This is a genomic window from Streptomyces sp. NPDC019443 (genome assembly GCF_044389785.1).
In the GTDB taxonomy this organism is placed as follows: Bacteria; Actinomycetota; Actinomycetes; order Streptomycetales; family Streptomycetaceae; genus Streptomyces.
The window spans coordinates 94,074-118,945 of record NZ_JBIRYJ010000013.1 but is presented as its reverse complement, the minus strand read 5'-3'; the positions used below and the strand labels follow the sequence as shown (position 1 = coordinate 118,945).

The following is a 24,872-nucleotide window of genomic DNA, read 5'->3' as shown; positions in this document are numbered from 1 at the left end:
CCTTACTCAGTCCTTGGGCTTGAATGTGGCGAACGCCGTCTTGCGCAACGTCTCACACTCCGTGCTCTCCCACTCGCTCGCCTTGCACGTGATCATGATCGAGTAGCCGCGCCGGGCGTCCACCTTGAAGCCCCTGTTGAGGACCCGTACCCGCTGGCCGCCCTGATTGCGCTCGAACTGCCAGTCCGCGACCGTCGGATAGCCGTTGTAGGCGACCTTCCCGATCCCCAGGTGCTTGTAGCCGTTACTGCTGGCGCGGGTCGCGGCCACCGCGGCGCTCCAGGCGGCGGCCGCGTCGTCCTTGGGGCTGCCGTTGAAGTCGACCTGAACGCGCGGGAATCCGCCGTTCCGGCTGAAGATCCCGCCGGAGTTCTGGCCGGCGATGCCGGTCAGCTTGAAGCCCTTGGGCATCGCCATCGTGAAGTGGAACTGGTCGTTGGAGACCAGGACATACCCGGCCGGCACTCCGTCCCCGCCCGCGGGCTTGTCCGCCTTGGGCGCGCCGGACGGCTTCCCGCCGCCCGGACTCCCGCCACTCCCGCCGCCGTTGTCGCCGTTCCCGGTGTCCTTGCCCTTGTCCGGGGTGGCGTCCGTGCCCTTGCCGTTCCCGCTTCCGCCGTTCGCAGCGCCGGCCGAAGCGGTCTTGTCGTCCTTGGACTTGCCCTGGCCGCCCGTGTCGTCGTCACCCAGGGTCAGATAGAGCACCGTGGTCAGCACTGCGAGCGCGGCGACAACCGCGATGATCACCAGGGTGCGGCGGGGCACCACATCGGTGAGCGGCGCCCGCACCGGCACGGGTCGCGCGGCGGGCGTCTGCGACGCGGGCCGAGGCGTCGGTTCCGGCTTCGCGGCCGCCGCGGCATTCCGTACGGAGCGCAGCGCGGCCCGCACCCGGTCGGCGGCCGGATCCTTCGGCTGCCTCGTCTGCGGTGGCACCGGCGGAATCGGCGGCAGCGGTATGGCACGCGTCGCATCCGGCGCCGGCTCGGGCTCGACGGGCGGCTCCGGAACCTCGGGCGCGTAGAGCACGTTGGTGAGCAACGCCCTCGCGCCCGCGTCGTCCAGCCGCTGATCGGGGTCCTTGACGAGCAGGCCGTAGATGACCTCCTCCAGGGGGCCCGCGTTCTTCGGCGGGTCGAGCGGCTCGGTCATCACGGCGGTCAGCGTCGCGATGGCGGAGCCCTTGTCGTACGGCGGACTGCCCTCGACGCTCGCGTACAACAGCCCGCCCAGCGACCACAGGTCCGCGGCAGGACCGGGCTTGTGACCGCGGGCGCGCTCCGGCGAGATGTACGAAGGGGCGCCGACGAGCATGCCGGTCGAGGTGATCGACGGGTCGCCCTCGACCTGCGCGATGCCGAAGTCCGTGAGCACGACGCGCCCGTCCTCGGCGATCAGCACGTTGGACGGCTTCACATCGCGGTGCAGGATGCCCTCGCGGTGGGCGGAGCGCAGCACGTCGAGGATCGCGAGCCCGACCTCGGCGGCCCGCCTCGGCGTCAGCGTCCCGTCCTCGCGCACGGCTTCGGCGAGCGACTTGCCCTCGACGAGTTCCATGACGATCCACGGGCGGTCGTCCTCGTCGACGACGTCGTAGACGGTGACCGCGCTGGTGTTGCGGATCCGGGCGATCGCCTTGGCCTCGCGCAGGGTACGCGTGATGAGCCGGCGCTTCTCGTCCTCGTCGATGCTGTTGGGGAAGCGGAGCTCCTTCACCGCGACCGTACGGCCGAGGGTCTCGTCGACGGCGCGCCAGACGGTGCCCATGCCTCCGCGACCGAGCACGCCTCCGAGCCGGTACCGCCCTGCGAGCAGCCGCCCCTCGGTCTCCCGGCCGGAACTCCGACCGGCCGCACCCGCCTGGACGGCACTCTGCCCGGCGCCTGCCCCGGACGTGCCGCCCGGCGCTGATCCACTGTCAGCGGCCTGCGCGGCCGCCCGCCCGGCACCGGAAGCGTCGCCCCGCCCCGAACCGCTGTCAGCCGACTGGGCGGGCACCTCCTCGTCCCGCGTCCCGGAGCCGCTCTTCTCTGAGCGCTGTTCGGACTTCCGCTCACGCTCGTGCACGGCACCCGCGGCGGACGCCCTCACGGACACCTGTCCCGCAGCCTCGCCCGACTTCTCGGCCCCAGCACCGGCCGTAGCTCCGGCTTCGGACCGGACACCGGACCCACGCTCGGGTTCGACTCCGGAACCGGCCTCGGTCTCGACGTCGGCAACCTTTTCGGCCCCGGCCCCCGAACCAGAATCCGCGCCTCGCCCAGCACCGTCCGCGGACTGCTTACCGGCCCCGGCCCCCAACTCCTGCGACGTGGACTCCTTGGGCTCCTCGGCCGTGTCCCGCTGGGGCTCCCGCGACTGCTCCGCCTCCGACATGCGTCCCCTCTGCGATCCCTGATCTTCGCCCGCGCCTGCCGCTTCCCGCGCGATGCGGTAACCCACCCTGGCAGAGCCTCCATTGTCTCTTACTCCGGGACCGGCGTCTCTCCCGGGTCCGCCGTCCGCAAGACGGGCCCGGGAGGTTGGGACCACCCACAATGCCACTACACGGCGTAAAGCTCACCGCCTTGCTGGTCGCAGCCCTGCCCCGGCCGCCACCGGGATCAGCGCCAACGGACGGATAGCCACCGGTTTTCGGACCGGTCGCGGGGACCAGGACCAGCCCGGCACGGGGTTCGGACCGGCGCCAGGACCAGACCGGCGCCGGGGGATCGGGATCAGAGCGGCGCCCGGGATCAGCGGCGCCCGGGATCAGAGCGGCACGATGTCCGGCGCCCCCAGCCGCGCCGCGTCCGCCGTCAGGTCGTCAGGCTGCCGTTGCGACTCGCGCTCCGCCTCCACCCGCTTCTCGTAGTGCTCCACCTCCTTCTCGATCTGCTCCTTCTCCCAGCCGAGCACCGGCGCCATCAACTCCGCACACTCCCGCGCACTGCGCGTCCCGCGGTCGAACGTCTCGATCGAGATCCGGGTCCGCCGCGTCAGTACGTCGTCGAGGTGTCGCGCCCCTTCGTGCGACGCCGCGTACACGATCTCGGCCCGCAGATAGTCCTCCGCACCCCCGAGCGGCTCGCCGAGCTTCGGGTCGTCGGCGATCAGAGCCAGCACCTCCTCGGCCAGCGAGCCGTACCGGTTCAACAGGTGCTCCACGCGCACCACATGAAGCCCCGTCCGTGCCGCGATCCTCGCCCGCGCGTTCCACAGCGCGCCGTACCCCTCGGCGCCGACCAGTGGCACGTTCTCCGTGACGCAGGCCGCGACTCGCTGGTCGAGCCCGTGCACCGCCTCGTCCACCGCGTCCTTCGCCATCACCCGGTACGTCGTGTACTTGCCGCCGGCCACGACCACGAGGCCCGGCACAGGATGCGCCACCGTGTGCTCGCGCGACAGTTTGCTGGTCGCGTCCGACTCCCCGGCGAGCAGCGGCCGCAGCCCCGCATACACCCCCTCGACGTCGTCCCGTGTCAGCGGGACGGCCAGCACGGAGTTGACGTGCTCAAGCAGATAGTCGATGTCCGCGCTGGACGCCGCCGGATGGGCCTTGTCCAGGTCCCAGTCGGTGTCGGTCGTCCCCACGATCCAGTGCCGTCCCCAGGGGATGACGAACAGCACCGACTTCTCGGTCCGCAGGATCAGCCCGGTTGCCGAGTGGATCCGGTCCTTGGGCACCACCAGGTGGATGCCCTTGGAGGCACGCACATGGAACTGCCCGCGCTCCCCGATCAGCGCCTGGGTGTCGTCCGTCCACACCCCGGTCGCGTTGACAATCTGCTTGGCCCGGACTTCGTACTCCCCGCCGGCCTCCACATCCTGAACCCGCGCGCCGACGACCCGCTCGCCCTCCCGCAGGAAGCCGATCACCCTGGCCCGGCTGGCGACCTGGGCGCCGTAGCTCGCGGCCGTCCGCACCAGCGTGGCCACATAGCGCGCGTCGTCCATCTGCGCGTCGTAGTACTGCAACGCTCCGACCAGCGAGTCCCTCTTCAGACAGGGCGCGACCTGCAACGCGTGCCGCCGCGACAGATGCCGGTGGACGGGCAGTCCTCGCCCGTGCCCCGACGACACCGACATCGCGTCGTAGAGCGCGACGCCCGATCCGGCGTAGAGCCGCTCCCAGCCCTTGTGCTGGAGCGGATACAGAAACGGCACCGGTTTCACCAGATGGGGCGCCAGCCGCTCCAGCAGCAGCCCGCGCTCCTTCAGCGCTTCCCGTACGAGCGCGAAGTCCAGCATTTCCAGATAGCGCAGCCCGCCGTGGATGAGCTTGCTCGATCTGCTCGATGTGCCCGACGCCCAGTCACGGGCCTCGACCAGACCGGTGGAGAGCCCTCGCGTCACGGCGTCCAGCGCGGTCCCGGCTCCGACCACGCCCGCGCCCACCACCAGCACGTCCAGTTCACGCTCGGCCATCCCGGCGAGCGCCTCGGCACGCTTTTCGGGTCCCAGTGTCGCTGTCCTCACTGCTGCCTCCCGTCGCCCCCGTGTGTCCCCTGCGGTCGGGCTCACAACGTCGATTCTGTCCGCAGTCGCCGACTTCAGCCACCGCCTGTGGATAACACTCGGACAGCCACAGGCTCGCAATGCGGCATATCAGTCATATTTACGCCTAGTCTGACATTGCGCCTGCTCGTTCTGCCCACAGGGCTTGCGCTTTCTGCCCCCTCCGGCTAAGGGAAGGACGGCCTACGCCATGCCCGCAGATCTCGCCGTCATCGGACTCGGTCATCTCGGCCTGCCCCTCGCCCAGGCCGCCGTAACCGTCGGCATCGAGACCATCGGCTACGACACGGACCCCCGCCATCTCACGGAACCGGCGGCGGGGCGCACCCCCGCCGACATCCGCCGCATGCTCTCCGGAGGCTTCAGGACCGTCACCGACCCGGCCGAGCTGGGCCGCGTGCGCACCGCCGCCATCTGCGCCCCCACCCCCCTCGGCGCGGACGGCAACCTCGACCTCACGGCACTCGCCGAGGCCGCCCGCGCGCTCGCCGCCCGGCTGCGCCCGCACACCACCGTGCTGCTCGAATCCGCCGTCCAGCCCGGCACCACGGAAACCTTCCTCCGCCCGATCCTCGAAGAAGGCTCCGGGCTGCGGGCGGGCCGCGACTTCCATCTCGCGTACTCCCCCAGCCGCGTCGACCCGGGCAGCCGCACCCACGGCTACGCCAACACCCCCAAAGTCATCGGCGGTCTCACCCCTGCCTGCACCGAATCGGCCGCCGCCTTCTACGGCCGCCTCACCGACAAGGTGGTCCGCGCGCGCGGACCGCGTGAGGCCGAGACCGTCAAGGTCCTCGAGACGAACTTCCGCCACGTCAACATCGCCCTGGTCAACGAGATGGCAGTGCTCTGCCACGACCTGGGCGTCGACCTCTGGGACGTCATCCGCTGCGCCGAGACCAAGCCCTTCGGCTTCCAGGCCTTCCGCCCCGGCCCCGGCGTCGGCGGCCACGGCGTCCCCCTGAACCCCAACGGCCTCCCGCACACCGGACGCACCCCCGGCCACCCGCTGCGGATCGTCGGCCTCGCCCAGGAGATCAACACCCGGATGCCGCAGTACGTCATCCAGCGCTGCGCCACGCTCCTCAACGAACACGGCAAATCGGCCCGCGGCGCGCGCGTGCTGCTCCTCGGCATCACCTACAAGCCGGACCTCCCCGACCTGGAGAGCTCCCCCGCCACCGAGATCGCCCGCCGCCTGATGGACCTGGGCTCCGCCGTCAGCTACCACGACCCGTACGTCCCGGACTGGCGCGTGCGCGAACTGCCCGTCCCCCGTGCGGACTCCCTCTACGAGGCCGCCGCCAGCGCGGATCTGACGGTGCTGCTCCAGCATCACCGCACGTACGACCTCCAGGGACTGGCGGTCAAGGCCCAACTCCTGCTCGACACAAGGGGAGCCAGCCCGGCCGGCGCGGCACACCGCCTGTGATCGAGTACAGCAGCCCGAATAACCCGCTGCGGCACTGTCGGTCCTGACTGCTAGTCTCCGGGATCTCCGCTCGCACGGTCGTGCGATGCATTCGTCCCTGGGGGAAATTCCACATGAGCCAGCCTGTCCCACCGCCGACCGGCAACCCGTTCGCCGGCGCCGACACCCAGTACGCCCCGGCACCGCCGCCGGCGCCCGTCCGTAACAACGTGGGGCTCGGCGTCATCGCGGCCATCGTCGCCGCGCTGGTCGCCGCGGGCGCGTACGGCGGCATCGGCGGTGCCATCGAGCGCGAGATCGGCTACGCGGCCCTCGGTGTCGGCTTCCTGGTCGGCTTCGCCGCCGCCAAGGTCGGCGGTCGCAACCCCGTGCTGCCCATCGTCAGCGCGGTGCTCGCGCTGGGCGCCGTCTACCTGGGCCAGCTGGTCGCCATCGCGGTCATCTTCACAAAGCTGGGTGACCTCTCCTTCACGGAGTACTTCTTCGACAACTTCAGCGACCTGACCAAGGTGTGGAAGGAGGCGGCGGACGCCATGTCCTACGTCTTCCTCGCTGTCGGCGCGGCCGCCGCGTTCGCGGGCGCCAAGAAGGCCAACGGCTGATCCACGCGTGATCCAGGCATACGAAGGGGCCCCGCACCACCCGGTGCGGGGCCCCTTTCGTACGCAGCGGCGTCAGCGGCGGTGCTGCGAGTCCGCCACCGTCACCTCGACCCGCTGGAACTCCTTGAGCTCGCTGTAGCCCGTCGTCGCCATCGCCCGGCGCAGCGCGCCGAAGAAGTTCATCGACCCGTCAGGGCTGTGCGAGGGACCGGTGAGGACCTCCTCGGTCGTGCCCACGATGCCCAGGTCCACCAGCTTGCCGCGCGGCACGTCCTCGTGGACCGCCTCCATGCCCCAGTGGTGACCGCGCCCCGGCGCGTCCGTCGCGCGGGCCAGCGGGGAGCCGATCATCACCGCGTCCGCGCCGCACGCGATCGCCTTCGGCAGGTCGCCCGACCAGCCCACACCGCCGTCCGCGATGACGTGAACGTACCGGCCGCCGGACTCGTCCATGTAGTCACGGCGGGCTGCGGCCACATCCGCGACAGCCGTCGCCATCGGCACCTGGATGCCCAGGACGTTGCGCGTGGTGTGCGCGGCCCCGCCGCCGAAGCCGACCAGCACGCCCGCCGCGCCCGTACGCATCAGGTGCAGCGCGGCCGTGTACGTGGCGCAGCCGCCCACGATGACCGGCACATCGAGTTCGTAGATGAACTGCTTCAGGTTCAGCGGCTCCGCGGCGCCCGACACGTGCTCGGCCGAGACGGTGGTGCCGCGGATGACGAAGATGTCGACACCCGCGTCCACGACGGCCTTCGAGAACTGCGCGGTGCGCTGCGGTGAGAGCGCGGCGGCGGTCACCACACCCGAGTCGCGCACCTCCTTGATCCGCTGCCCGATCAGGTCCTCCTTGATCGGAGCCGCGTAGATCTCCTGCAGACGACGGGTCGCGGCGGCCTCGTCGAGACCTGCGATCTCTTCGAGCAGTGGCTGCGGGTCCTCGTACCGGGTCCACAGACCCTCGAGGTTCAGCACGCCCAGACCGCCCATCTCACCGATGCGGATCGCGGTCTGCGGGGAGACCACCGAGTCCATCGGAGCGGCCAGGAAGGGCAGCTCGAAGCGGTAGGCGTCGATCTGCCAGGCGATCGAGACCTCCTTCGGGTCCCGGGTGCGCCGGCTCGGTACGACGGCGATGTCATCGAACGCGTACGCCCGGCGGCCGCGCTTTCCGCGCCCGATCTCGATCTCAGTCACGTTGTGTGGCCTTTCCCTCTACGTCTGCCGTTCCAGTATCCCCGACGCACACGTCAGGGGCGGCCCGGGGAACCGGGACCGCCCCTGACCACGCGTGGACTACTTCCTGCTGTAGTTCGGCGCTTCGACCGTCATCTGGATGTCGTGCGGGTGGCTCTCCTCGAGCCCCGCCGACGTGATCCGTACGAACCGGCCGCGGTCCTGCAGCTCAGGCACCGTCCGGCCGCCGACGTAGAACATCGACTGCCGCAGACCACCGGTCAGTTGGTGCACCACCGCGGAGAGCGGGCCGCGGTAGGGCACCTGGCCCTCGATGCCCTCGGGCACCAGCTTCTCGTCGGAGGCGACACCCTCCTGGAAGTAACGGTCCTTGGAGAAGGAGCGCTGCTCGCCGCGGGACTGCATCGCGCCGAGTGAACCCATGCCGCGGTACGACTTGAACTGCTTGCCGTTGATGAAGAGCAGCTCGCCCGGCGACTCCTCGCAGCCCGCGAGCAGCGAGCCGAGCATCACCGTGTCCGCGCCCGCGACCAGCGCCTTCGCGATGTCGCCGGAGTACTGCAGACCGCCGTCGCCGATCACCGGGACGCCGGCCTCCTTGGCGGCGAGCGAGGCCTCGTAGATCGCCGTGACCTGCGGTACGCCGATGCCGGCGACCACGCGGGTCGTACAGATGGAGCCCGGTCCGACGCCGACCTTGATGCCGTCGACGCCGGCGTCGATCAGCGCCTGCGCGCCGTCGCGCGTGGCGATGTTGCCGCCGATCACGTCGACGCCGGAGGCGTTCGACTTGATCTTGGCGACCATGTCGCCGACCAGCCGGGAGTGGCCGTGCGCGGTGTCGACGACGATGAAGTCGACACCCGCCTCGATCAGCGCCTGGGCCCGCTCGAAGGCGTCGCCCGCGACACCGACGGCCGCGCCGACGAGTAGCCGGCCTTCATTGTCCTTGGCGGCCATCGGGTACTTCTCGGCCTTGACGAAGTCCTTGACCGTGATCAGGCCCTTGAGCACACCGGCCTCGTCGACCAGCGGAAGCTTCTCGATCTTGTGCCGGCGCAGCAGCTCCATGGCGTCCACACCGGAGATCCCGACCTTGCCGGTGACCAGCGGCATCGGGGTCATGACCTCGCGCACCTGGCGGCTGCGGTCCGACTCGAAGGCCATGTCGCGGTTGGTGACGATGCCGAGCAGCTTGCCCCCGCGGTCGGTCACCGGGACACCACTGATGCGGAACTTCGCACACAGCTGGTCGGCCTCGGCGAGCGTCGCGTCCGGGTTCACCGTGATCGGGTCGGTGACCATGCCGGACTCGGAGCGCTTGACCAGATCGACCTGGTTCGCCTGGTCGGCGATGGAGAGATTGCGGTGCAGCACGCCTGCGCCACCCTGCCGGGCCATGGCGATCGCCATCCGGGCCTCGGTCACCTTGTCCATGGCGGCGGACAGCAGCGGGATGTTCACCCGTACGTTCCTCGAGATGTACGAGGCGGTGTCGATCTGGTCGGGCGCCATGTCCGACGAGCCCGGCAGCAGCAGCACATCGTCGTAGGTCAGCCCGAGTGTCGCGAATTTATCGGGCACTCCGTCGACGTTGGTCATGACACCTTCCTCAAATGGCCTTGATCGGTGCGGATGTCCATGCTAACGGGCTTCACACCCGTCTCATTCCACGATCAAGATCACTGGGCAGCTTTGTGTGTTCGTACGTACGCGGCGCGCCGCGCGAATCACTGCTCGGCAAGCGCCCGCAGACGGCTGAGCGCCCGGTGCTGCGCGACCCGTACCGCCCCGGGGGACATGCCCAGCATCTGCCCGGTTTCCTCGGCGGTCAGCCCCACCGCGACCCGCAGCACCAGCAGCTCGCGCTGGTTCTCCGGGAGGTTGGCGAGAAGCTTCTTGGCCCACTCGGCATCCGAGCTGAGCAGCGCGCGCTCCTCGGGACCGAGGGAGTCGTCAGGGCGCTCCGGCATCTCGTCGGACGGCACGGCGGTCGATCCCGGGTGCCGCATGGCGGCCCGCTGCAGATCGGCGACCTTGTGCGAAGCGATGGCGAAGACGAAGGCCTCGAAGGGCCTGCCGGTGTCCTTGTACCGAGGCAGCGCCATCAGCACGGCGACACAGACCTCCTGCGCGAGGTCCTCCACGAAGTGGCGCGCGTCGCCCGGCAGTCGGCTGAGCCGAGTGCGGCAGTAGCGCAGCGCGAGCGGATGGACATGCGCGAGGAGATCGTGCGTAGCCTGCTCGTCGCCATCGACGGCAAGGTGAACGAGCGCACCGATGGCCCCTTGGGCATTCGCAGCCTCGTCCTCGCGCATCGGTCCATGGTGCCTTGACGGCTCAGATTCCGTGGCACCGCGTCCAATGTTGTGCACCGAAGCGTTATGAGTAGGTGCGCCGGAACTCATCTCCTGCGCCCTCCCCTTCCGCTCGACCGACTCGTCCCCGAGGTCCTCCACCCCTCAAGGATGCGGCATCGCGAGAGAAACGGTTGCCCACTGGCTTCCGTCACCCCGCCCACCCGACGGCGGGCGGGGTTCGTCGTACCCCCGCGGCAATGCACTCGCGGAACCTAGCGGACCAGGCCCCAGCGGAATCCGAGCGCCACGGCGTGCGCCCGGTCCGAGGCGCCCAATTTCTTGAAAAGCCGCCTGGCGTGCGTCTTCACCGTGTCCTCGGAGAGGAAGAGCTCACGGCCGATCTCGGCGTTCGACCGTCCGTGGCTCATACCTTCGAGCACCTGGATCTCACGCGCGGTGAGCGTGGGCGCCGCACCCATTTCGGCCGAACGCAGCCGCCGCGGGGCGAGCCGCCAGGTCGGATCGGCGAGCGCCTGGGTGACGGTCGCGCGCAGTTCGGCGCGCGAGGCGTCCTTGTGCAGATAGCCGCGGGCGCCGGCGGCGACCGCCAGCGCGACGCCGTCCAGATCCTCGGCGACGGTGAGCATGATGATCCGGGCGCCGGGGTCCGCGGACAGCAGTCGGCGGACCGTCTCGACGCCGCCCAGACCGGGCATGCGTACATCCATCAGAATCAGGTCCGAGCGGTCGGCGCCCCAGCGGCGGAGGACTTCCTCGCCGTTGGCCGCGGTCGTCACGCGCTCGACGCCGGGCACGGTCGCAACCGCCCGGCGGAGCGCCTCTCGGGCAAGCGGGGAGTCGTCGCAGACGAGGACGGATGTCATGGCCGCCCTCCGCAGCTGATGCGCGTCACCTTGAGCCTCCAGGCTGGGTACGTTTCGTCACCTGTGCGGTTGAACGCTGTCGGACATGTGCCCGAGCGCTTCTTCTTTCAACCGCTTCCGCACTCTCAACGACGGTCACTCGAAAGAGTTACGGGTCGGACAGCCGCCTTCAGCACTCTATGTGAGGGGCCGTGCGCGGAGGAGAGCACTGCAGGTCACGAGTCCTTCACCCGGAAGCTATGCCCCATTTAGCGCCTTTTCTTCCCTTTTTGTGGCGTATGTGGCTAGATTCGCAATGAGTCATATTTACATCTACTAAGACAGTAGATGTACGGTCGGTGAGGTACGTGCGGGTGCCGGATCGGCTCGTACCCCGCTCGTGTTCGACCTGACCTGTATCCACTCAGCACGGTTTCAAGGGGACATGCGCTATGGCAGATTTCTCCCGCCTTCCCGGACCCAACGCCGATTTGTGGGACTGGCAGCTCCTCGCAGCCTGCCGTGGGGTGGACAGCTCTCTCTTCTTCCACCCCGAGGGCGAGCGGGGCGCAGCACGAAGTGCGCGTGAGAACTCGGCGAAAGAGGTCTGTATGAGGTGCCCGGTCCGCGCGGAGTGCGCGGCGCATGCGCTGGCGGTGCGGGAGCCGTACGGCGTGTGGGGCGGACTGACGGAGGACGAGCGCGAGGAGCTGATGGGGCGCGCGCGGCACCGACTGATTCCGGCGTCCAGCGCGGGGGGCCCGGCGCGGAGCTGACCCGCGAGGTTCGAAAGGTTTCGAAGAAACGTTCCTGCACCATCCCCGCCCGCCTCGGACGGGGGTGGTGCGGTTCCTAGCGGCGCGCGGCCAGTGTCAGCTGGTCGAGCGTGGCCGCGACCGCGGGGACCTGGGCCAGGTCCGGGAGCGTGAGCGCCACAATCTCGCGGTGGACGGACGGCTCGACGGTCACGGTGCGCGCACCCTTGGGCCGCACCGACTCCATCGCGAGCTCAGGCAGCACCGCCACGCCAAGACCCGCTCCCACCAGGCCGATCACGGCCGGATAGTCGTCGGTGGCGAAGTCGATGCGGGGCGTGAACCCGGCCTCTTCGCAGACCTCGACCAGCTGGCGTCGGCAGCGGGGGCAGCCCGCGATCCAGGGCTCGTCGGCCAGATCGCCGATGGTCACTGTGCCCGAATCGGCGAGCCGGTGGCCCTCGGGGACCAGCCCGACGAGGCGGTCGGCGAGCAAGGGGCGGACGATCAGGTCGTCCCACTCCGCGGCCGTCGCGCCGTACCGAAAGGCCAGTGCCACATCGCAGTCGCCCTCGCGCAGCATCTCCACCGAGCGCGGCGGCTCGGCCTCGACGAGGGAGACCCGGGTGCCCGGATGCGCCGCGCGCAGGGCAGCGAGAGCAGTCGGCACGAGCGTGGAGCTGCCGCTGGGAAACGACACGAGCCGAACCCGGCCGGCCCGCAGACCGGCGATGGCGGCGATCTCCTCCTCGGCCGCGGTCAGCCCGGCGAGGATGCCCGACGCGTGACGTACAAGTGCTTCGCCCGCCTGGGTCAGGCGCATTTCGCGGCCCGTACGGATCAGCAGCGGGGTGCCCGCGGTGATCTCCAGTGCCTTCATCTGCTGGCTGACGGCGGGCTGGGTGCAGCCCAGCCTGCGCGCGGCGGCCGAGAACGAGCCGGTGGCGGCCACGGCGCGCAGAACTCGGAGATGACGGGCTTCGATCACCCTCCCGAATATAAGGGACCCTTGGGGGGAACCCTAATTATTGGGTGGATCCTTTGAGATCGGGAGGGTTAGCGTGCTGTCCATGAAGCTTCTGACCGTGAATGTGGGCCGGCCCAAGACGACCGTCGAGTACATCGACGCACCAGGCGGCGCGACCGGCATCGACAAAAGGCCGGCCGACGGGGCCGTACGGGTGATGGACCCCGGCCCCAAGGGTGAAGGGGCCAGCGGGGTGGCCGGGGACGCGGTCTGCGATCTGCGCCACCACGGCGGCACCGACCAGGCGGTGTACGCATTCGCCCGCGAGGATCTCGACTTCTGGGAGCGGGAGTTGGGCCGGCCCCTCGCCAATGGCGCGTTCGGGGAGAACCTCACGACGAGCGGGCTCGATGTGAGCGGGGCGAGGATCGGCGAGCGCTGGCGGATCGGCGGCGAGCTGGTGCTGGAGGTGACGAGCGGCCGCGTTCCGTGTCGTACGTTCGCGAGTTGGCTGGGGGAGAAAGGGTGGGTCAAGCGCTTTACGCAGCAGGGCGCGCCCGGCGCGTATCTGCGCGTCATCGAGCCCGGCGAGATCCGCGCGGGCGACGCGATCGAGATCGTGCACCGGCCGGACCACGAGGTGACGGTCGATCTGTCGTTCCGGGCGGACACCACCGAGCGGACGCTGCTGCCTCAAGTGCTCGCGGCGGGCGACGCGCTCCACCCCGAGCAGCTCAAGGACGCCCGGGAGTACGTGGCGAAGTACGGCGCGTAGGGAAAATCCCCTGGAGGGGAAATCCCTTAGACAGTAAGGGATTTGGTTCGGGGACGGCTGGGGGCCGTCCCCGATGTCGCAACGAGCGGCCCACAGGACGCTCGTCGTATGTCTCGGCTGAAGCGCGTTTTCGTCATTCTCACGACGCTCGCCGTCGTCATGGGCCTCGCACTTGGCGGCGGTGCCCTCTACGTCTACTCGAACGCCAGGGTGTCCACGGCCGGGAGGACGGATGAAGCCGGGCGAGAAGACCGTGCTGCGCAGTTTCCCGCACGACAGTTACGGAGGCGGCTGGCAGGGGCGGCTCGCCGGTGGCGACGACAGCTTCGACGTACTGGAGTTGCGTGCGGCCAATGCGCTGCGGCCCTCGCCCGGCATCCCCGGCGAACTGGGCAAGCTGGAGGTCCCCGACGGGTCGGACTCGGTGCGCGGGCGGTTCTTCGGTCTTGTGACCACCGGTATCAACGGCAAAGGCATGAAGATGGACCGGATCGACGAGACGGTCACCCGGAGCACCGCCGAAACCTGGACCGTACGCAATGATCACGGCACCCCGCACAACTTCCATGTGCACGATGTGCAGTTCCGGGTGCTGGAGGTGGACGGCAAGCAGCCGCCGCCGGAGCTGCGCGGCGCGAAGGACACGGTTTTCGTACCGCCGCACAAAACGGTCAAGCTCGCGATGCGCTTCGACGGGCCCGCGGACCCGGACACTCCGTATATGTACCACTGCCATCTGCTGTACCACGAGGACCTGGGGATGATGGGTCAGTTCGTGGTCGTCGAGAAGGGACAGCGTGCGGGCACGGTGCATGCACCGCACTCACACACGGGGCACTAACGTGCCGCCTATGACGACTGCACTGATTACGGGAGCGACCGCGGGGATCGGCGCCGCGTTCGCGCGGCGGCTCGCCGCCGAGGGACACAACCTGGTGCTGGTGGCCCGCGACACCAAGCGGCTGCAGGAGCAGGCCACCGAGCTGCACGACCGGCACGGCATCGAGGCGGAAGTGCTGACCGCCGATCTGTCGCAGGACGACGGGATCGAGGCGGTCGAGAAGCGGCTGTCCGACCCGAAGAGCCCGGTGGACCTGCTGGTCAACAACGCCGGGTTCGGGAACAAGGGGCGCTATCTCGACGTGTCCATGGCCGACGAGCTGACGATGCTGAAGGTGCACTGCGAGGCGGTGCTGCGGCTCACTTCGGCGGCTGCGGAGTCGATGCGCGAACGCGGGCGGGGCGGGGTGGTGAATGTGGCGTCGGTGGCCGCGTTCGTGCCGCGCGGGACGTACGGCGCCTCGAAGGCGTGGGTCGTGCAGTTCACACAGGGAGCGGCCCGCGATCTGGCGGGGTCGGGGGTGCGGCTGATGGCGCTGTGCCCCGGTTTCGTACGCACGGAGTTCCACCAGCGGGCCGGGATGGGGACGGACAACATCCCGGGGTGGATGTGGCTGGACGCGGACAAGCTGGTGTCGGCGGCGCTGGCGGACCTGGCCCGTGGGAAGTCGCTGTCGATCCCGGACCCGCGGTACAAGGCGCTGATGGGTGTGGTGAAGCTGGCACCGCGCAGGCTGCTCGGCGGGATCACGTCCAAGACGGGCCGCAAGTACGGTCCGCAGTAAGGGCACGGGCCTGACCCCGGCAGCGTCAAGCGACCTCAAGCGACATATGAGGAGCTCGAGTTCCACCATGGACCACGCCACTGACAGTCGCCCGGCGGACGGCCCCGGCGAGCGCCCCGCCCAGTCGGCCGCCGGGCGCCCCGAGCTGTTGCTCGCCATGGGCCCGGGCATCGCGGAGCGGCTGTTGGCCGACCGTCACCGAGACCGCCTCAGCGCCCTCGCCCGCACCGACCCGCACCTGATCGCCCACGACCTGGCGGCCCCGGCGCCCCCGGTCGCCGCCGCGCTCGCCACCGCCGAAGTCCTGCTGACCTGCTGGGGCGCGCCCCCGCTCACCGCCGAAGTCCTCGCCGGGGCTCCCCGGCTGCGCGCCGTCGTCCACGCCGCGGGATCCGTCAAGCACCACATCACCGACGCCTGCTGGGCCCGCGGCATCACGGTGTCCTCGGCCGCCGCGGTCAACGCCCTGCCCGTTGCCGAGTACACGCTGGCCGCGATCCTCTTCGCCGGCAAGCACGTCCTGCGCTCGGCCCAGCGCTACGGGCGGCTGCGCACCGACCACGACTTGTGCGAATTCGACGGCGTCGGCAACTACCGCCGGACGGTGGGGATCGTCGGCGCGTCCCGGATCGGCCGCCGCGTGATCGAACTGCTGCGCCCCTTCGACGTACAGGTGCTGTTGTACGACCCGTACGTCACCGACGCCGAAGCGGCGGAACTGGGCGTCGTACGCACCGAGCTGGACGAGCTCTGCCACCTCAGCAGCATCGTCACGGTCCACGCTCCGCAGCTGGCGTCCACTCGCCACATGATCGATGCACGCCGGCTCGCGCTGCTGCCGGACGGCGCGACACTGATCAATACCTCGCGCGGCTCGCTGATCGACGAGAACGCGCTGCTGCCGGAGCTGGTTTCGGGCCGGCTGCACGCCGTACTCGATGTCACCGACCCCGAAGTACCGGCCGCCGACTCTCCGTTGTACTCCCTGCCGAACGTCCTGCTGACCCCGCATATCGCCGGTTCGCTGGGCAATGAGCTCCACCGGATGGCCGACCATGCCCTCGACGAACTGGAGCGCTACACCCTGGGGCTGCCCTTCGCGGACCCGGTCCATCCCGGGGCCCTGAATCACTCGGCCTGAGCCAACTCGCCTCGAACGCTCAAAAGCCCCATATGTCACTAAAATGGATGTACCCCACCCAGTCCGGGAGACACCATGAAATTCGTACAGATAATCGACTGCAAGACCGAGCGGTTCGACGACATGGACCGACTCATGGACCAGTGGGTCGAGCAGACCCAAGGCAAGCGGACCGCAACCCACAGCCTCATCGGCAAGGACCGCGCCGACGGGTCACACTTCGTCGAGATCGTCGAATTTCCGTCGTACGAAGAGGCCATGAAGAACTCCCACCTGCCGGAGACGGACCGGATCTTCCAGGAGATGGTGGCGCTCTGCGACGGGATGCCCACCTTCACGGACCTCGACGTGGTCCGCGACGAACAGTTGAACCAGGCAACCTCTCGCCGGTTCTTCCACGAGATCGCCACCGGGGGCAACCTCGACGCCATCGACGAAGTGTTCGCGGCCGACTACGCCGACCACGACATCATGAAGGAAGAAGACACCACGGTCGGGTCCGACGTCATCCGCGGCGATGTCAGCGCATGGCGCGCGGCCTTCGACTTCACCTTCAGCCTGGACAGGCAGATCTGCGAGGGCGACGACGTAGTGACGCTGTGGACCTGGACCGGCACCCACCAGGGCGAGTTCATGGGGATCGCGCCCACGGGCAAGCAGTGCACCATGACGGGCACCACGATCTTCCGGTTCAAGGACGGCAAGATCCAGGAAGGCTGGTGGCACTTCGACATCCTGCGCCTGATGCGGCAGCTCGGCGCTCAGTAACAGCGCGCCCGGCCGGATGCCGAAGGCCCCCGTTCCCGCCGAGCGGCGGGAACGGGGGCCTTCACACGTCGTGCGACGTCAGTGGCTGTGCCCGTGGCCGTGGCCCGCGTCGGCCTCCTCCTCGGCCGGCTTCTCGACGACCAGGGTCTCGGTCGTGAGCAGCAGCGAGGCGATGGACGCGGCGTTCTCCAGCGCGGAGCGCGTGACCTTGACCGGGTCGATGACGCCGGCCTTCACCAGGTCGCCGTACTCGCCGGTCGCGGCGTTGAAGCCCTGGCCCGCGTCCAGCTCCGCCACCTTGGAGGTGATGACGTAGCCCTCGAGGCCGGCGTTCTCGGCGATCCAGCGCAGCGGCTCGACGACGGCGCGGCGGACGACCGCGACACCGGTGGCCTCGTCGCCCTCCTTGCCGAGGTTGCCCTCGAGCACCTTGGCGGCGTGGACGAGCGCGGAGCCACCACCGGAGACGATGCCCTCCTCGACCGCGGCGCGGGTCGCGGAGATGGCGTCCTCCAGACGGTGCTTCTTCTCCTTCAGCTCCACCTCGGTGGCGGCGCCGACCTTGATCACGCACACGCCGCCGGCCAGCTTCGCGAGGCGCTCCTGGAGCTTCTCGCGGTCCCAGTCGGAGTCCGTGGACTCGATCTCGGCCTTGATCTGGTTGATACGGCCGACGACGTCCTCGTGGTTGCCGCCACCGTCGACGATGACGGTGTCGTCCTTGGAGACGGTCACGCGGCGGGCGGTGCCCAGCACGTCCAGACCGGCCTGGTCGAGCTTGAGGCCGACCTCCTCGGCGATGACGGTGGCACCCGTGAGGGCGGCCATGTCGCCGAGCATCGCCTTGCGGCGGTCGCCGAAGCCGGGGGCCTTGACGGCCACCGCGTTGAAGGTGCCGCGGATCTTGTTCACGACCAGGGTCGACAGGGCCTCGCCCTCGACGTCCTCGGCGATGATCAGCAGCGGCTTGGAGCCACCCGCCTGGATGACCTTCTCCAGCAGCGGCAGCAGGTCCTGGATGGAGGCGATCTTGCCCTGGTGGATCAGGATGTACGGGTCGTCGAGGACGGCCTCCATACGCTCCTGGTCGCTCACCATGTACGGCGACAGGTAGCCCTTGTCGAAGGCCATGCCCTCGGTGAAGTCGAGCTCCAGGCCGAAGGCGTTGGACTCCTCGACAGTGATGACACCGTCCTTGCCGACCTTGTCCATCGCCTCGGCGATGAGCTGGCCGACCTGCTGGTCCTGCGCGGAGAGCGCGGCGACGGCGGCGATGTCGGCCTTGTCCTCGATCGGGCGGGCGGTCGCGAGGAGTTCCTCGGAAACGGCCCTGACCGCGGCGTCGATGCCCTTCTTCAGGGCGGCCGGGGACGCGCCGGCTGCGACGTTGCGCAGGCCCTCGCGGACCAGCGCCTGGGCCAGCACGGTGGCGGTGGTGGTGCCGTCACCCGCGATGTCGTTGGTCTTGGTCGCCACCTCCTTCACCAGCTGGGCGCCGAGGTTCTCGTACGGGTCGTCGAGCTCGACCTCACGGGCGATCGTGACACCGTCGTTGGTGATGGTGGGGGCGCCGAACTTCTTGTCGATGACGACGTTGCGGCCGCGGGGGCCGATCGTCACCTTGACCGTGTCGGCAAGCTTGTTGACGCCGCGCTCGAGGGCGCGACGGGCGTCCTCGTCGAACTTCAGGATCTTCGCCATGGGAGCTTCTCTGTCCTCTCAAACGAACTGCGCCCCTGACCTCCCGGCTACATCAGTGCGGGGGCCAGGGGCGCAGATCAAACAACTTCGGGTGCGGAGTCCTCTGGGGGGCGACCCCCAGACCCCCGACCTACTTCTCGATGATCGCGAGTACGTCGCGAGCCGAGAGGACGAGGTACTCCTCGCCGTTGTACTTGACTTCGGTGCCGCCGTACTTGCTGTACAGCACGACGTCGCCGGTCTTGACGTCGAGCGGCAGACGCTCGCCGTTCTCGAAGCGACCCGGGCCCACAGCGAGGACGACGCCCTCCTGGGGCTTCTCCTTCGCGGTGTCCGGGATGACCAGGCCAGAGGCCGTGGTCTGCTCGGCGTCGAGCGGCTGGACCACAATGCGGTCCTCGAGCGGCTTGATGGCAACCTTGGAGCTGGCGGTCGTCACGATCCGACCTCCCCCTTCGGAGATCTCACGGGGCTAACTGTCTGAGGTGGCGACCAGGTGGATCCGTCGTCGCGGGTGCCGGACCTGCCCGTCGCTGTGTTGGCACTCTCCAGTGGGGAGTGCCAGACCCGAGACTATGACTGCGATTAGCACTCGGTCAAGCGGAGTGCCAATCAACGGCGCGCGCCGCGCTGATCCCGGTACGGAGAACGTCGCCCCCGGCCCATTGGTTCCGCAGGCCCGCGCCCCCGCGGCACGAGGGCTCAGACGTAGTCCTCCAGGCGCGCCACGGCGTATCCCTGCTCCTCGATACGGCGCAGCAGCCGTGCCGCGGTCCGGGCATCCGCCCTCACGATCTCACCGGGCCGCAACCGTTCGCCTTCCGCGTACTCCCGCCCCAGGACCACCGCGCGGACCCCGCAGTCAGCCGCCGCCCGCAGCGTGTCCTCGTTGTACGCGCCGCGTGGCGGGCGGAAGAGGCGGACCTCATGGTGTCCGCAGATCTCGGCGCGCTGTCCCTCGTACGAGAGCGTGCGCAGATCCGGATGCCGGGCCGTGCGGAACACGCTGACCGGCAACTTCAGCTCGCCCGCCATCCGTACGAACCGCGGATCGCGCGCCGCGCGCTCGTCGAAGGTGAGGAAGACGACCTTGTCGCGGGTGGGCACCCGGTCGACCACGGGCGGCGCCGAGAGCCGGCGTGCGGGCGGCTTCGGCGCGGCGGCCAGCGGCCGGGCCAGCCCCCACCGCCGGTGGGCGGCCCCCGGCGCGCCCGCGCCCGGCGTGACCTGCTTCGCGGCCTTGCGCCCGAGCCGCTCGATCGGGTCCACCGACTGTGCGCACCCCGCGGCGAGAAGCGCACCGGCCGCCAGCAGTCCGGCCAGCAGCCGGTGCGCCTGCGTCATACGTAGTCCTCCAGCTTTGCCACGGCGTAGCCCCTGTCGGTGACCGTCTTCATGACCCGCCGGATCATGTCGGGCATGGTGCCCTCCCAGTCCTCGCTGCCGCGGAAGTGGGTGAGGATGATGTCGCCGGGGTGCAGATCCTGGTCCCACTCCCGCCACTCCATGTGATCGGGAAACGCCTCGGCGGCCCACAGGGGCACGGCTTTCACCCCGCACGACTGGGCGGCGCGCAGGGTGTTCTTGTTGTAGTTGCCGTAAGGCGGGCGGAAGAGCGAGGGCCGTTTGCCGTACCGCTTCTCGAGCTTGGCCTGCTGGTCGCAGATCTCGTGCTCCTGCTCGTCGTACGAAAGGCCGGGCATATAGCGGTGGTTGAGGGTGTGGTTGTGCAGCGAGACGCCGCGGTCCTGCATCTGCTCGAAGTAGCCGTAGTTGTCGTTGATCACGTAGTCGCTGAGGAAGGCGCTGTACGGGATCTGGAGCTCGCTCATCATCTGGAGCAGGGCGGGGTCCTTCTCCGCACCGTCGTCGATCGTCAGGAAGACGATCTTCTCCTTGACCGGCACGGTCGTGAAGACGGGTGGCAAGGACTCGCCGTCCTCGACCTCGAAGCCCTTGCGGGTGGTGATCTCCGGTTTGGTGGCGGGGGGCTGGGGCGCGGCGAGCGGGATGTTGGCCAGGCCCCACTTCTTGGCGGCGGCGGCCCGTTCGGCCTGGGTGCGCTTGACCTTCTCCACGTACGCGGAGAGCGCACCGGCCGGGCCGGTCCGCTTCGCCTTGCCCCGGGCGGCGTTCGCGCCGGCGGCAGGTTTCGGGGACTCGGCCGCACAGGCGGAGCCGAGGGCGGCGACGAGGAGCACGGCCAGGACTGCACGGCTCCGCCGCGCACGATTTTTCTCATTTTGTCTTACTAGCTGCATGTCGCCGGATCCTGTCAGCACGAATCCGTACGGCCCGGCCGACACCGCCACCGCGGGCACACCATCCCCCGCCTGGCCCACAATGGGCCGGGTGAACGACCTGGATCCCCTCGCCTCCTTCGCCGCACTGCTCACCGATGAGGGGCGGGCGCTGCTGGACTCCCTGGACGCCTACGACCCGGCGCAGGAGCTGGCCACGGCCACCCGGCTGCGCCGCGAGCACCCGACCGCACTGGTGTCGGCGGCGCTGGGGCAGGCGCGGCTGAGGCAGCGGGCGGTCGCGAAGTTCGGCGCCGAGGACGCGCGGCGGATGTTCTTCACGCCGAACGGCGTCGAGCAGGCGACCCGCCGCTCCGTCGCCTCGTACCGCGCCGAGCGCTTCGCGGGACTTGGCGTACGCAGCGTGGCGGACCTGTGCAGCGGGATCGGCGGCGACGCGATCGCACTCGCCCGGGCCGGGATCCAGGTGCTTGCGGTGGACCGGGACCCGCTGACGGCCGAAGTAGCACGTGCGAACGCCGACGCGCTGGGACTGGCGGAGCTGATCGAGGTCCGCTGCGCGGATGTCACGGAGGTCGACACGGCCGGGTACGACGCGGTGTTCGTGGACCCGGCCCGGCGAGGCGGCCGGGGCCGCATTTTCGACCCGGAGGCGTACTCCCCACCCCTGTCCTGGGCGATCGGCGCGGCCCGCACCCGCCCGCACGCCGCGCTCAAGATCGCACCCGGCATCCCGCACGAGGCCGTCCCCGAGGACGCCGAGGCGGAGTGGATCTCGGACGGCGGCGACGTGAAGGAGGCCGTGCTCTGGTTCGGTACGCGGCCGGGCACGGTCGGCGCCACGCTGCTGCCGGGCCCGCGCTCGCTCACCGGCACTGGCCTGCCCGACCCGGCGGTGCGCAAGGTGGGCCGCTTCCTTTACGAGCCCGACGGCGCGGTCATCCGCGCGCATCTGGTCGCCGAGGTCGCCGAGCAACTGGGCGGCGGGCTGATCGACGAGACGATCGCGTACATCACGGCGGACGAGCAGCGGGCGACGCAGTACGCGACGGCGTATGAGATCACCGATGAACTCCCCTTCAGTCTGAAGAGGCTGAAGGCGCTGCTGCGGGAGCGCGGGGTCGGCGTACTGACGGTGAAGAAGCGCGGCTCGGCGGTGGAGCCGGAAGAGCTGCGCCGCAGGGTGAAGCCGCAGGGGCCGAACGCGGCGACGGTGTTTCTGACGAGGGTGGCGGGGGCGCCGACGATGCTGATCGGGCGGCCTGCGTAAGCCGAGGTACCGCGCGCTGCGGCGGATGCGGCAGGCCGGGAGTCGGGCAGCCGTGGCACGCGAGCTCTTCGAGGGCACCGCCCCGGCCACGCCGCGCAGCGGCATTCACGCCCTGCGACGACCGTCCCTCGCCCGCTACGTGCCTGACCTTGGACATTCCGGGCGATGAAGTCCGGTCCCTGCACTGACAGCACCGGAGTCAGCGGTGTGCCCTGCCCCGGCTCCCGGCGTGCGCCTGACGCGCCCCAGCCGGCGAGCCCGCGGCGCTCAGCAGCCGCACCGCCCACCGGTAGTGGCTCACCGCCTTCGCGACACCGATCAGGCCCGTCAGCCAGAGGATGAACCCCAGCCCCATCATCAGAGCGACCTCTGCATACGTCTCCCGCCCGGGCTTCGCCGTCGCCGGAATCGCGAAGCACATCCACAGCCCCAGCGCGCCCAGCAGAAACGACGGAATGAACCAGAACAGGCTCTGCGCCGGCGACCGCAGGTGGGCGTCGCGCAGGGGGTCACGCTCCAACGACGACCACTGGCCGAGCCGTTCACGCACCAGCTTGTCGCGACGGATGCCGAACCCGATCACGACCCCGGTCGGGATCACGCACGCGGCACCGGTACATGCGAAGATCCCGCCGAAGAGGTAGCTGAGCGGGTCGATGCTCTCCTCGAACGCCGCCAGCGCGGCACCGATCAGGCTCCACCCCACCGCGAAGCCCGCCACGGTCAGCCACAGCAGCAGCAGTCGTGGCACCCCGATGCTCAGCCGGATCAACTCGCCCATCGCCCGCGCCCGGTCGGCGAGCAAAGCCTCACGGTCGGGCCAGGCCCGCATCTCGACTGGCGGCGGAGGCGGCGGCAACGTACGGCTGGGCATGCGGTTCCTTCTCGGGCGCGGCGGACCGGGGACGCCCCGACCGTACCGGAGGGATGATCGGCCGCGGTCAGCCGCGCTCCTCCGCCCGCGCCAGCAGCAACTCCCTCTCCCGTGCGTTACGGGTCAGGGACGCCGCCCGTTCGAACTCCGCCCGCGCTTCGGCCCGTCGGCCCAGCCGCGCCAGCAGATCCCCGCGCACGCTCGGCAGCAAGTGGTACTCCTTCAGCGCGGGCTCCTCCGCCAGCGCGTCCACCAACTCCAGGCCCGCCGCCGGGCCTTCGGCCATCGAGACCGCGACCGCGCGGTTCAACTCCACGACGGGGGACGGGGTGAGGGCCGCGAGTTGCCCGTACAGGGCGGCGATCGCGGACCAGTCCGTCTCCTCATAGCGCAACGCTTTGGCGTGGCAGGCGGCGATCGCGGCCTGGAGTGCGTACGGCCCGGGGGCCCCGGCCGCCACCGCGTTCGCGCGGCCGAGCGCGGTGAATCCGCGGCGGATCAGCAGTTGGTTCCAGCGGGAGCGGTTCTGGTCGGCGAGCAGCACGGGCTCGCCACCCGGGCCGGTGCGCGCGGCCGTGCGGGATGCCTGGATCTCCAACAGTGCGACCAGGCCGTGAACTTCGGGCTCCTTGGGCATAAGGCCGACCAGCACCCGGGCGAGCCGTAGGGCGTCCTCGCAGAGGGCCGGGCGCTGCCAGTCGTCGCCTGCGGTCGCGGAGTAGCCCTCGTTGAAGACGAGGTAGATGACCTCCAGTACGGAGTCCAGGCGCGCGGCGCGCTCGGAGCCGTACGGCACTTCGAAGGGGACGCCCGCCTTGGCGAGGGCGCGTTTGGCGCGGACGATGCGCTGGGCGACGGTCGGCTCCGTGGCCAGGAAGGCGCGGGCGATCTCCTCGGTCGTCAGACCGCCGAGCAGGCGCAGTGTGAGCGCGATCCGCGCCTCGGTGGAGAGCACCGGATGGCAGGCGGTGAAGATCAGTCGCAGCAGGTCGTCATCGATGTCCTCGGCGTCGGCCGGCTCGGGCGGCGGCACGTCCTCCAGGGTTCGCCCGACCTCCGCCAGCTTGCGGGCGTAGGTCTCCTTGCGGCGTACGAGATCGATCGCGCGGTGCTTGGCGGTGGCCATGAGCCAAGCGCCCGGCTTGTCCGGGACACCCGACTCCGGCCACTGCTCCAGCGCGGCGACCAGAGCGTCCTGCGCGATCTCCTCGGCGATGCCCACGTCCCGAACGATGCGGGTGACGCCGGCGATGATCCGCGCGGACTCGATCCTGAATACCGCTTCGACCGTTTCCATCGCGCTTGCTGCCGTCACAGCCACCCATCAGAGCAGCCGCACGGAGACGGGGCAAGCGCGGCCTGATCAACCCTCGGCGATCTCGCGGACCTCGGCGGTGACGGTCCAGAAATCCTCGTGGATCTGCAGGAAGCGCTTGGTCCACTCCAGGGCCTCGGCCTTGTCCTTGCACTGCATGATGGCGTAGCCGCCGATGACTTCCTTGCTCTCGGTGAAGGGCCCGTCCGTGTAGCTCAGCTTCCCGCCGGACCAGGTGACCCGGGTGCCCTCGGAGGTCGGGGTGAGCCCGGCGGTGTCCAGCATGACCCCGGCCTTGGTGACCTCCTCGAGCAGCGCGCCCATGCGCTCCATGAGCTCGGGGCTTGGGCCCTCGGCGGGGGTGTTCTGCTCGTCGATACGGATCAACGACAGGTAGCGCGGCATGGGGACTCCTCGGGTCTTGAGGGCGGGGCCGTTCCCCGCCTCTCACCCATGCGTCGAACGGGAGACGGCCGGATCGACATCCGTCGGCAGATTCTTCGGAGAATTCTTCTCAGAGATTGCCGGA

Annotated in this window: 23 protein-coding genes; 9 read left to right on the top strand and 14 right to left on the bottom strand. The window is 69.8% G+C overall.

Annotation, left to right across the window (positions count from 1 at the left end; translation table 11 throughout):
• Positions 1-6 precede the first annotated feature (6 nt).
• Positions 7-2,376, bottom strand: a complete 2,370-nt coding sequence (locus ACH492_RS30925) for a serine/threonine-protein kinase (RefSeq protein WP_398991261.1) — start codon at positions 2,374-2,376, stop codon at positions 7-9.
• A gap of 375 nt (positions 2,377-2,751) precedes the next feature.
• Positions 2,752-4,458, bottom strand: a complete 1,707-nt coding sequence (locus ACH492_RS30920) for a glycerol-3-phosphate dehydrogenase/oxidase (protein WP_398991259.1) — start codon at positions 4,456-4,458, stop codon at positions 2,752-2,754.
• A gap of 229 nt (positions 4,459-4,687) precedes the next feature.
• Between ACH492_RS30920 and ACH492_RS30915 the strand changes: the two genes are divergently transcribed.
• Both ACH492_RS30915 and ACH492_RS30910 read left to right on the top strand, forming a co-directional pair.
• Positions 4,688-5,929, top strand: coding sequence for a nucleotide sugar dehydrogenase (locus tag ACH492_RS30915; protein ID WP_398991257.1), 1,242 nt, complete (start codon positions 4,688-4,690; stop codon positions 5,927-5,929).
• Positions 5,930-6,042: 113 nt separating this feature from the next.
• The gene (locus ACH492_RS30910; RefSeq protein ID WP_398991255.1) at positions 6,043-6,531 is read left to right on the top strand and encodes a hypothetical protein; all 489 of its coding nucleotides are present in this window, start codon (positions 6,043-6,045) and stop codon (positions 6,529-6,531) included.
• 72 nt (positions 6,532-6,603) lie between these two features.
• Here the strand turns inward: ACH492_RS30910 and ACH492_RS30905 are convergent, their stop codons facing one another.
• The 4 genes from ACH492_RS30905 to ACH492_RS30890 all read right to left on the bottom strand — a co-directional run bounded on the left by ACH492_RS30905 (position 6,604) and on the right by ACH492_RS30890 (position 10,912).
• Positions 6,604-7,728 carry a GuaB3 family IMP dehydrogenase-related protein gene (locus tag ACH492_RS30905; protein WP_398991253.1) on the bottom strand — a complete coding sequence of 375 codons (1,125 nt, stop codon included), beginning with the start codon at positions 7,726-7,728 and terminating at the stop codon, positions 6,604-6,606.
• A 99-nt stretch (positions 7,729-7,827) separates the two neighbouring features.
• Entirely contained in the window at positions 7,828-9,330 is a 1,503-nt protein-coding gene (guaB, locus tag ACH492_RS30900) for an IMP dehydrogenase (protein WP_398991251.1), read from the bottom strand.
• Between the two features lie 128 nt (positions 9,331-9,458).
• Positions 9,459-10,046, bottom strand: a complete 588-nt coding sequence (locus ACH492_RS30895) for a sigma-70 family RNA polymerase sigma factor (RefSeq protein WP_307661637.1) — start codon at positions 10,044-10,046, stop codon at positions 9,459-9,461.
• A gap of 254 nt (positions 10,047-10,300) precedes the next feature.
• Complete coding sequence (locus ACH492_RS30890; protein ID WP_003948568.1) at positions 10,301-10,912, bottom strand: response regulator transcription factor; 612 nt, start codon at positions 10,910-10,912, stop codon at positions 10,301-10,303.
• Positions 10,913-11,343: 431 nt separating this feature from the next.
• Between ACH492_RS30890 and ACH492_RS30885 the strand changes: the two genes are divergently transcribed.
• Positions 11,344-11,667 carry a WhiB family transcriptional regulator gene (locus tag ACH492_RS30885; protein ID WP_307661638.1) on the top strand — a complete coding sequence of 108 codons (324 nt, stop codon included), beginning with the start codon at positions 11,344-11,346 and terminating at the stop codon, positions 11,665-11,667.
• 76 nt (positions 11,668-11,743) lie between these two features.
• Here the strand turns inward: ACH492_RS30885 and ACH492_RS30880 are convergent, their stop codons facing one another.
• Complete coding sequence (locus ACH492_RS30880) at positions 11,744-12,634, bottom strand: LysR family transcriptional regulator (RefSeq protein ID WP_398991249.1); 891 nt, start codon at positions 12,632-12,634, stop codon at positions 11,744-11,746.
• 82 nt (positions 12,635-12,716) lie between these two features.
• Here ACH492_RS30880 and ACH492_RS30875 point away from each other — a divergent pair, with 82 nt between their 5' ends.
• The 5 genes from ACH492_RS30875 (at position 12,717) to ACH492_RS30855 (ending at position 16,922) form a co-directional block, all read left to right on the top strand.
• Positions 12,717-13,388: an MOSC domain-containing protein gene (locus ACH492_RS30875; RefSeq protein ID WP_398991247.1), complete on the top strand. Its 672-nt coding sequence runs from the start codon at positions 12,717-12,719 to the stop codon at positions 13,386-13,388.
• Between the two features lie 232 nt (positions 13,389-13,620).
• Entirely contained in the window at positions 13,621-14,229 is a 609-nt protein-coding gene (locus ACH492_RS30870) for a multicopper oxidase domain-containing protein (protein ID WP_398991245.1), read from the top strand.
• A gap of 10 nt (positions 14,230-14,239) precedes the next feature.
• The gene (locus tag ACH492_RS30865) at positions 14,240-15,013 is read left to right on the top strand and encodes an SDR family NAD(P)-dependent oxidoreductase (RefSeq protein ID WP_398991243.1); all 774 of its coding nucleotides are present in this window, start codon (positions 14,240-14,242) and stop codon (positions 15,011-15,013) included.
• Positions 15,014-15,059: 46 nt separating this feature from the next.
• Complete coding sequence (locus ACH492_RS30860) at positions 15,060-16,154, top strand: hydroxyacid dehydrogenase (protein WP_398991241.1); 1,095 nt, start codon at positions 15,060-15,062, stop codon at positions 16,152-16,154.
• A 75-nt stretch (positions 16,155-16,229) separates the two neighbouring features.
• On the top strand, positions 16,230-16,922 hold the full coding sequence (locus ACH492_RS30855) for an ester cyclase (RefSeq protein WP_398991239.1): 693 nt from the start codon (positions 16,230-16,232) through the stop codon (positions 16,920-16,922).
• Positions 16,923-17,000: 78 nt separating this feature from the next.
• On the opposite strand, the gene groL is transcribed toward ACH492_RS30855, so the two are convergent.
• The 4 genes from groL to ACH492_RS30835 form a co-directional block, all read right to left on the bottom strand.
• A complete protein-coding gene (gene groL, locus ACH492_RS30850) occupies positions 17,001-18,623 on the bottom strand; it encodes a chaperonin GroEL (RefSeq protein ID WP_398991237.1) in 1,623 nt (540 codons plus the stop codon).
• Positions 18,624-18,753: 130 nt separating this feature from the next.
• Positions 18,754-19,062: a co-chaperone GroES gene (gene groES, locus ACH492_RS30845; RefSeq protein ID WP_003948573.1), complete on the bottom strand. Its 309-nt coding sequence runs from the start codon at positions 19,060-19,062 to the stop codon at positions 18,754-18,756.
• Positions 19,063-19,325: 263 nt separating this feature from the next.
• Positions 19,326-19,967: a polysaccharide deacetylase family protein gene (locus tag ACH492_RS30840; RefSeq protein WP_398991235.1), complete on the bottom strand. Its 642-nt coding sequence runs from the start codon at positions 19,965-19,967 to the stop codon at positions 19,326-19,328.
• Positions 19,964-20,884, bottom strand: a complete 921-nt coding sequence (locus ACH492_RS30835; RefSeq protein WP_398991233.1) for a polysaccharide deacetylase family protein — start codon at positions 20,882-20,884, stop codon at positions 19,964-19,966. Before ACH492_RS30835 ends, ACH492_RS30840 begins: the two co-directional genes overlap by 4 nt.
• Before the next feature lie 82 nt (positions 20,885-20,966).
• Here ACH492_RS30835 and ACH492_RS30830 point away from each other — a divergent pair, with 82 nt between their 5' ends.
• On the top strand, positions 20,967-22,154 hold the full coding sequence (locus tag ACH492_RS30830; protein ID WP_398991380.1) for a methyltransferase domain-containing protein: 1,188 nt from the start codon (positions 20,967-20,969) through the stop codon (positions 22,152-22,154).
• Positions 22,155-22,353: 199 nt separating this feature from the next.
• Here the strand turns inward: ACH492_RS30830 and ACH492_RS30825 are convergent, their stop codons facing one another.
• From ACH492_RS30825 to ACH492_RS30815, 3 genes are all read right to left on the bottom strand, one after another.
• Complete coding sequence (locus tag ACH492_RS30825; protein WP_398991231.1) at positions 22,354-23,028, bottom strand: hypothetical protein; 675 nt, start codon at positions 23,026-23,028, stop codon at positions 22,354-22,356.
• A 67-nt stretch (positions 23,029-23,095) separates the two neighbouring features.
• On the bottom strand, positions 23,096-24,325 hold the full coding sequence (locus ACH492_RS30820) for an RNA polymerase sigma factor (RefSeq protein WP_398991378.1): 1,230 nt from the start codon (positions 24,323-24,325) through the stop codon (positions 23,096-23,098).
• Between the two features lie 66 nt (positions 24,326-24,391).
• Complete coding sequence (locus tag ACH492_RS30815) at positions 24,392-24,748, bottom strand: YciI family protein (RefSeq protein ID WP_398991229.1); 357 nt, start codon at positions 24,746-24,748, stop codon at positions 24,392-24,394.
• Positions 24,749-24,872 lie beyond the last annotated feature (124 nt).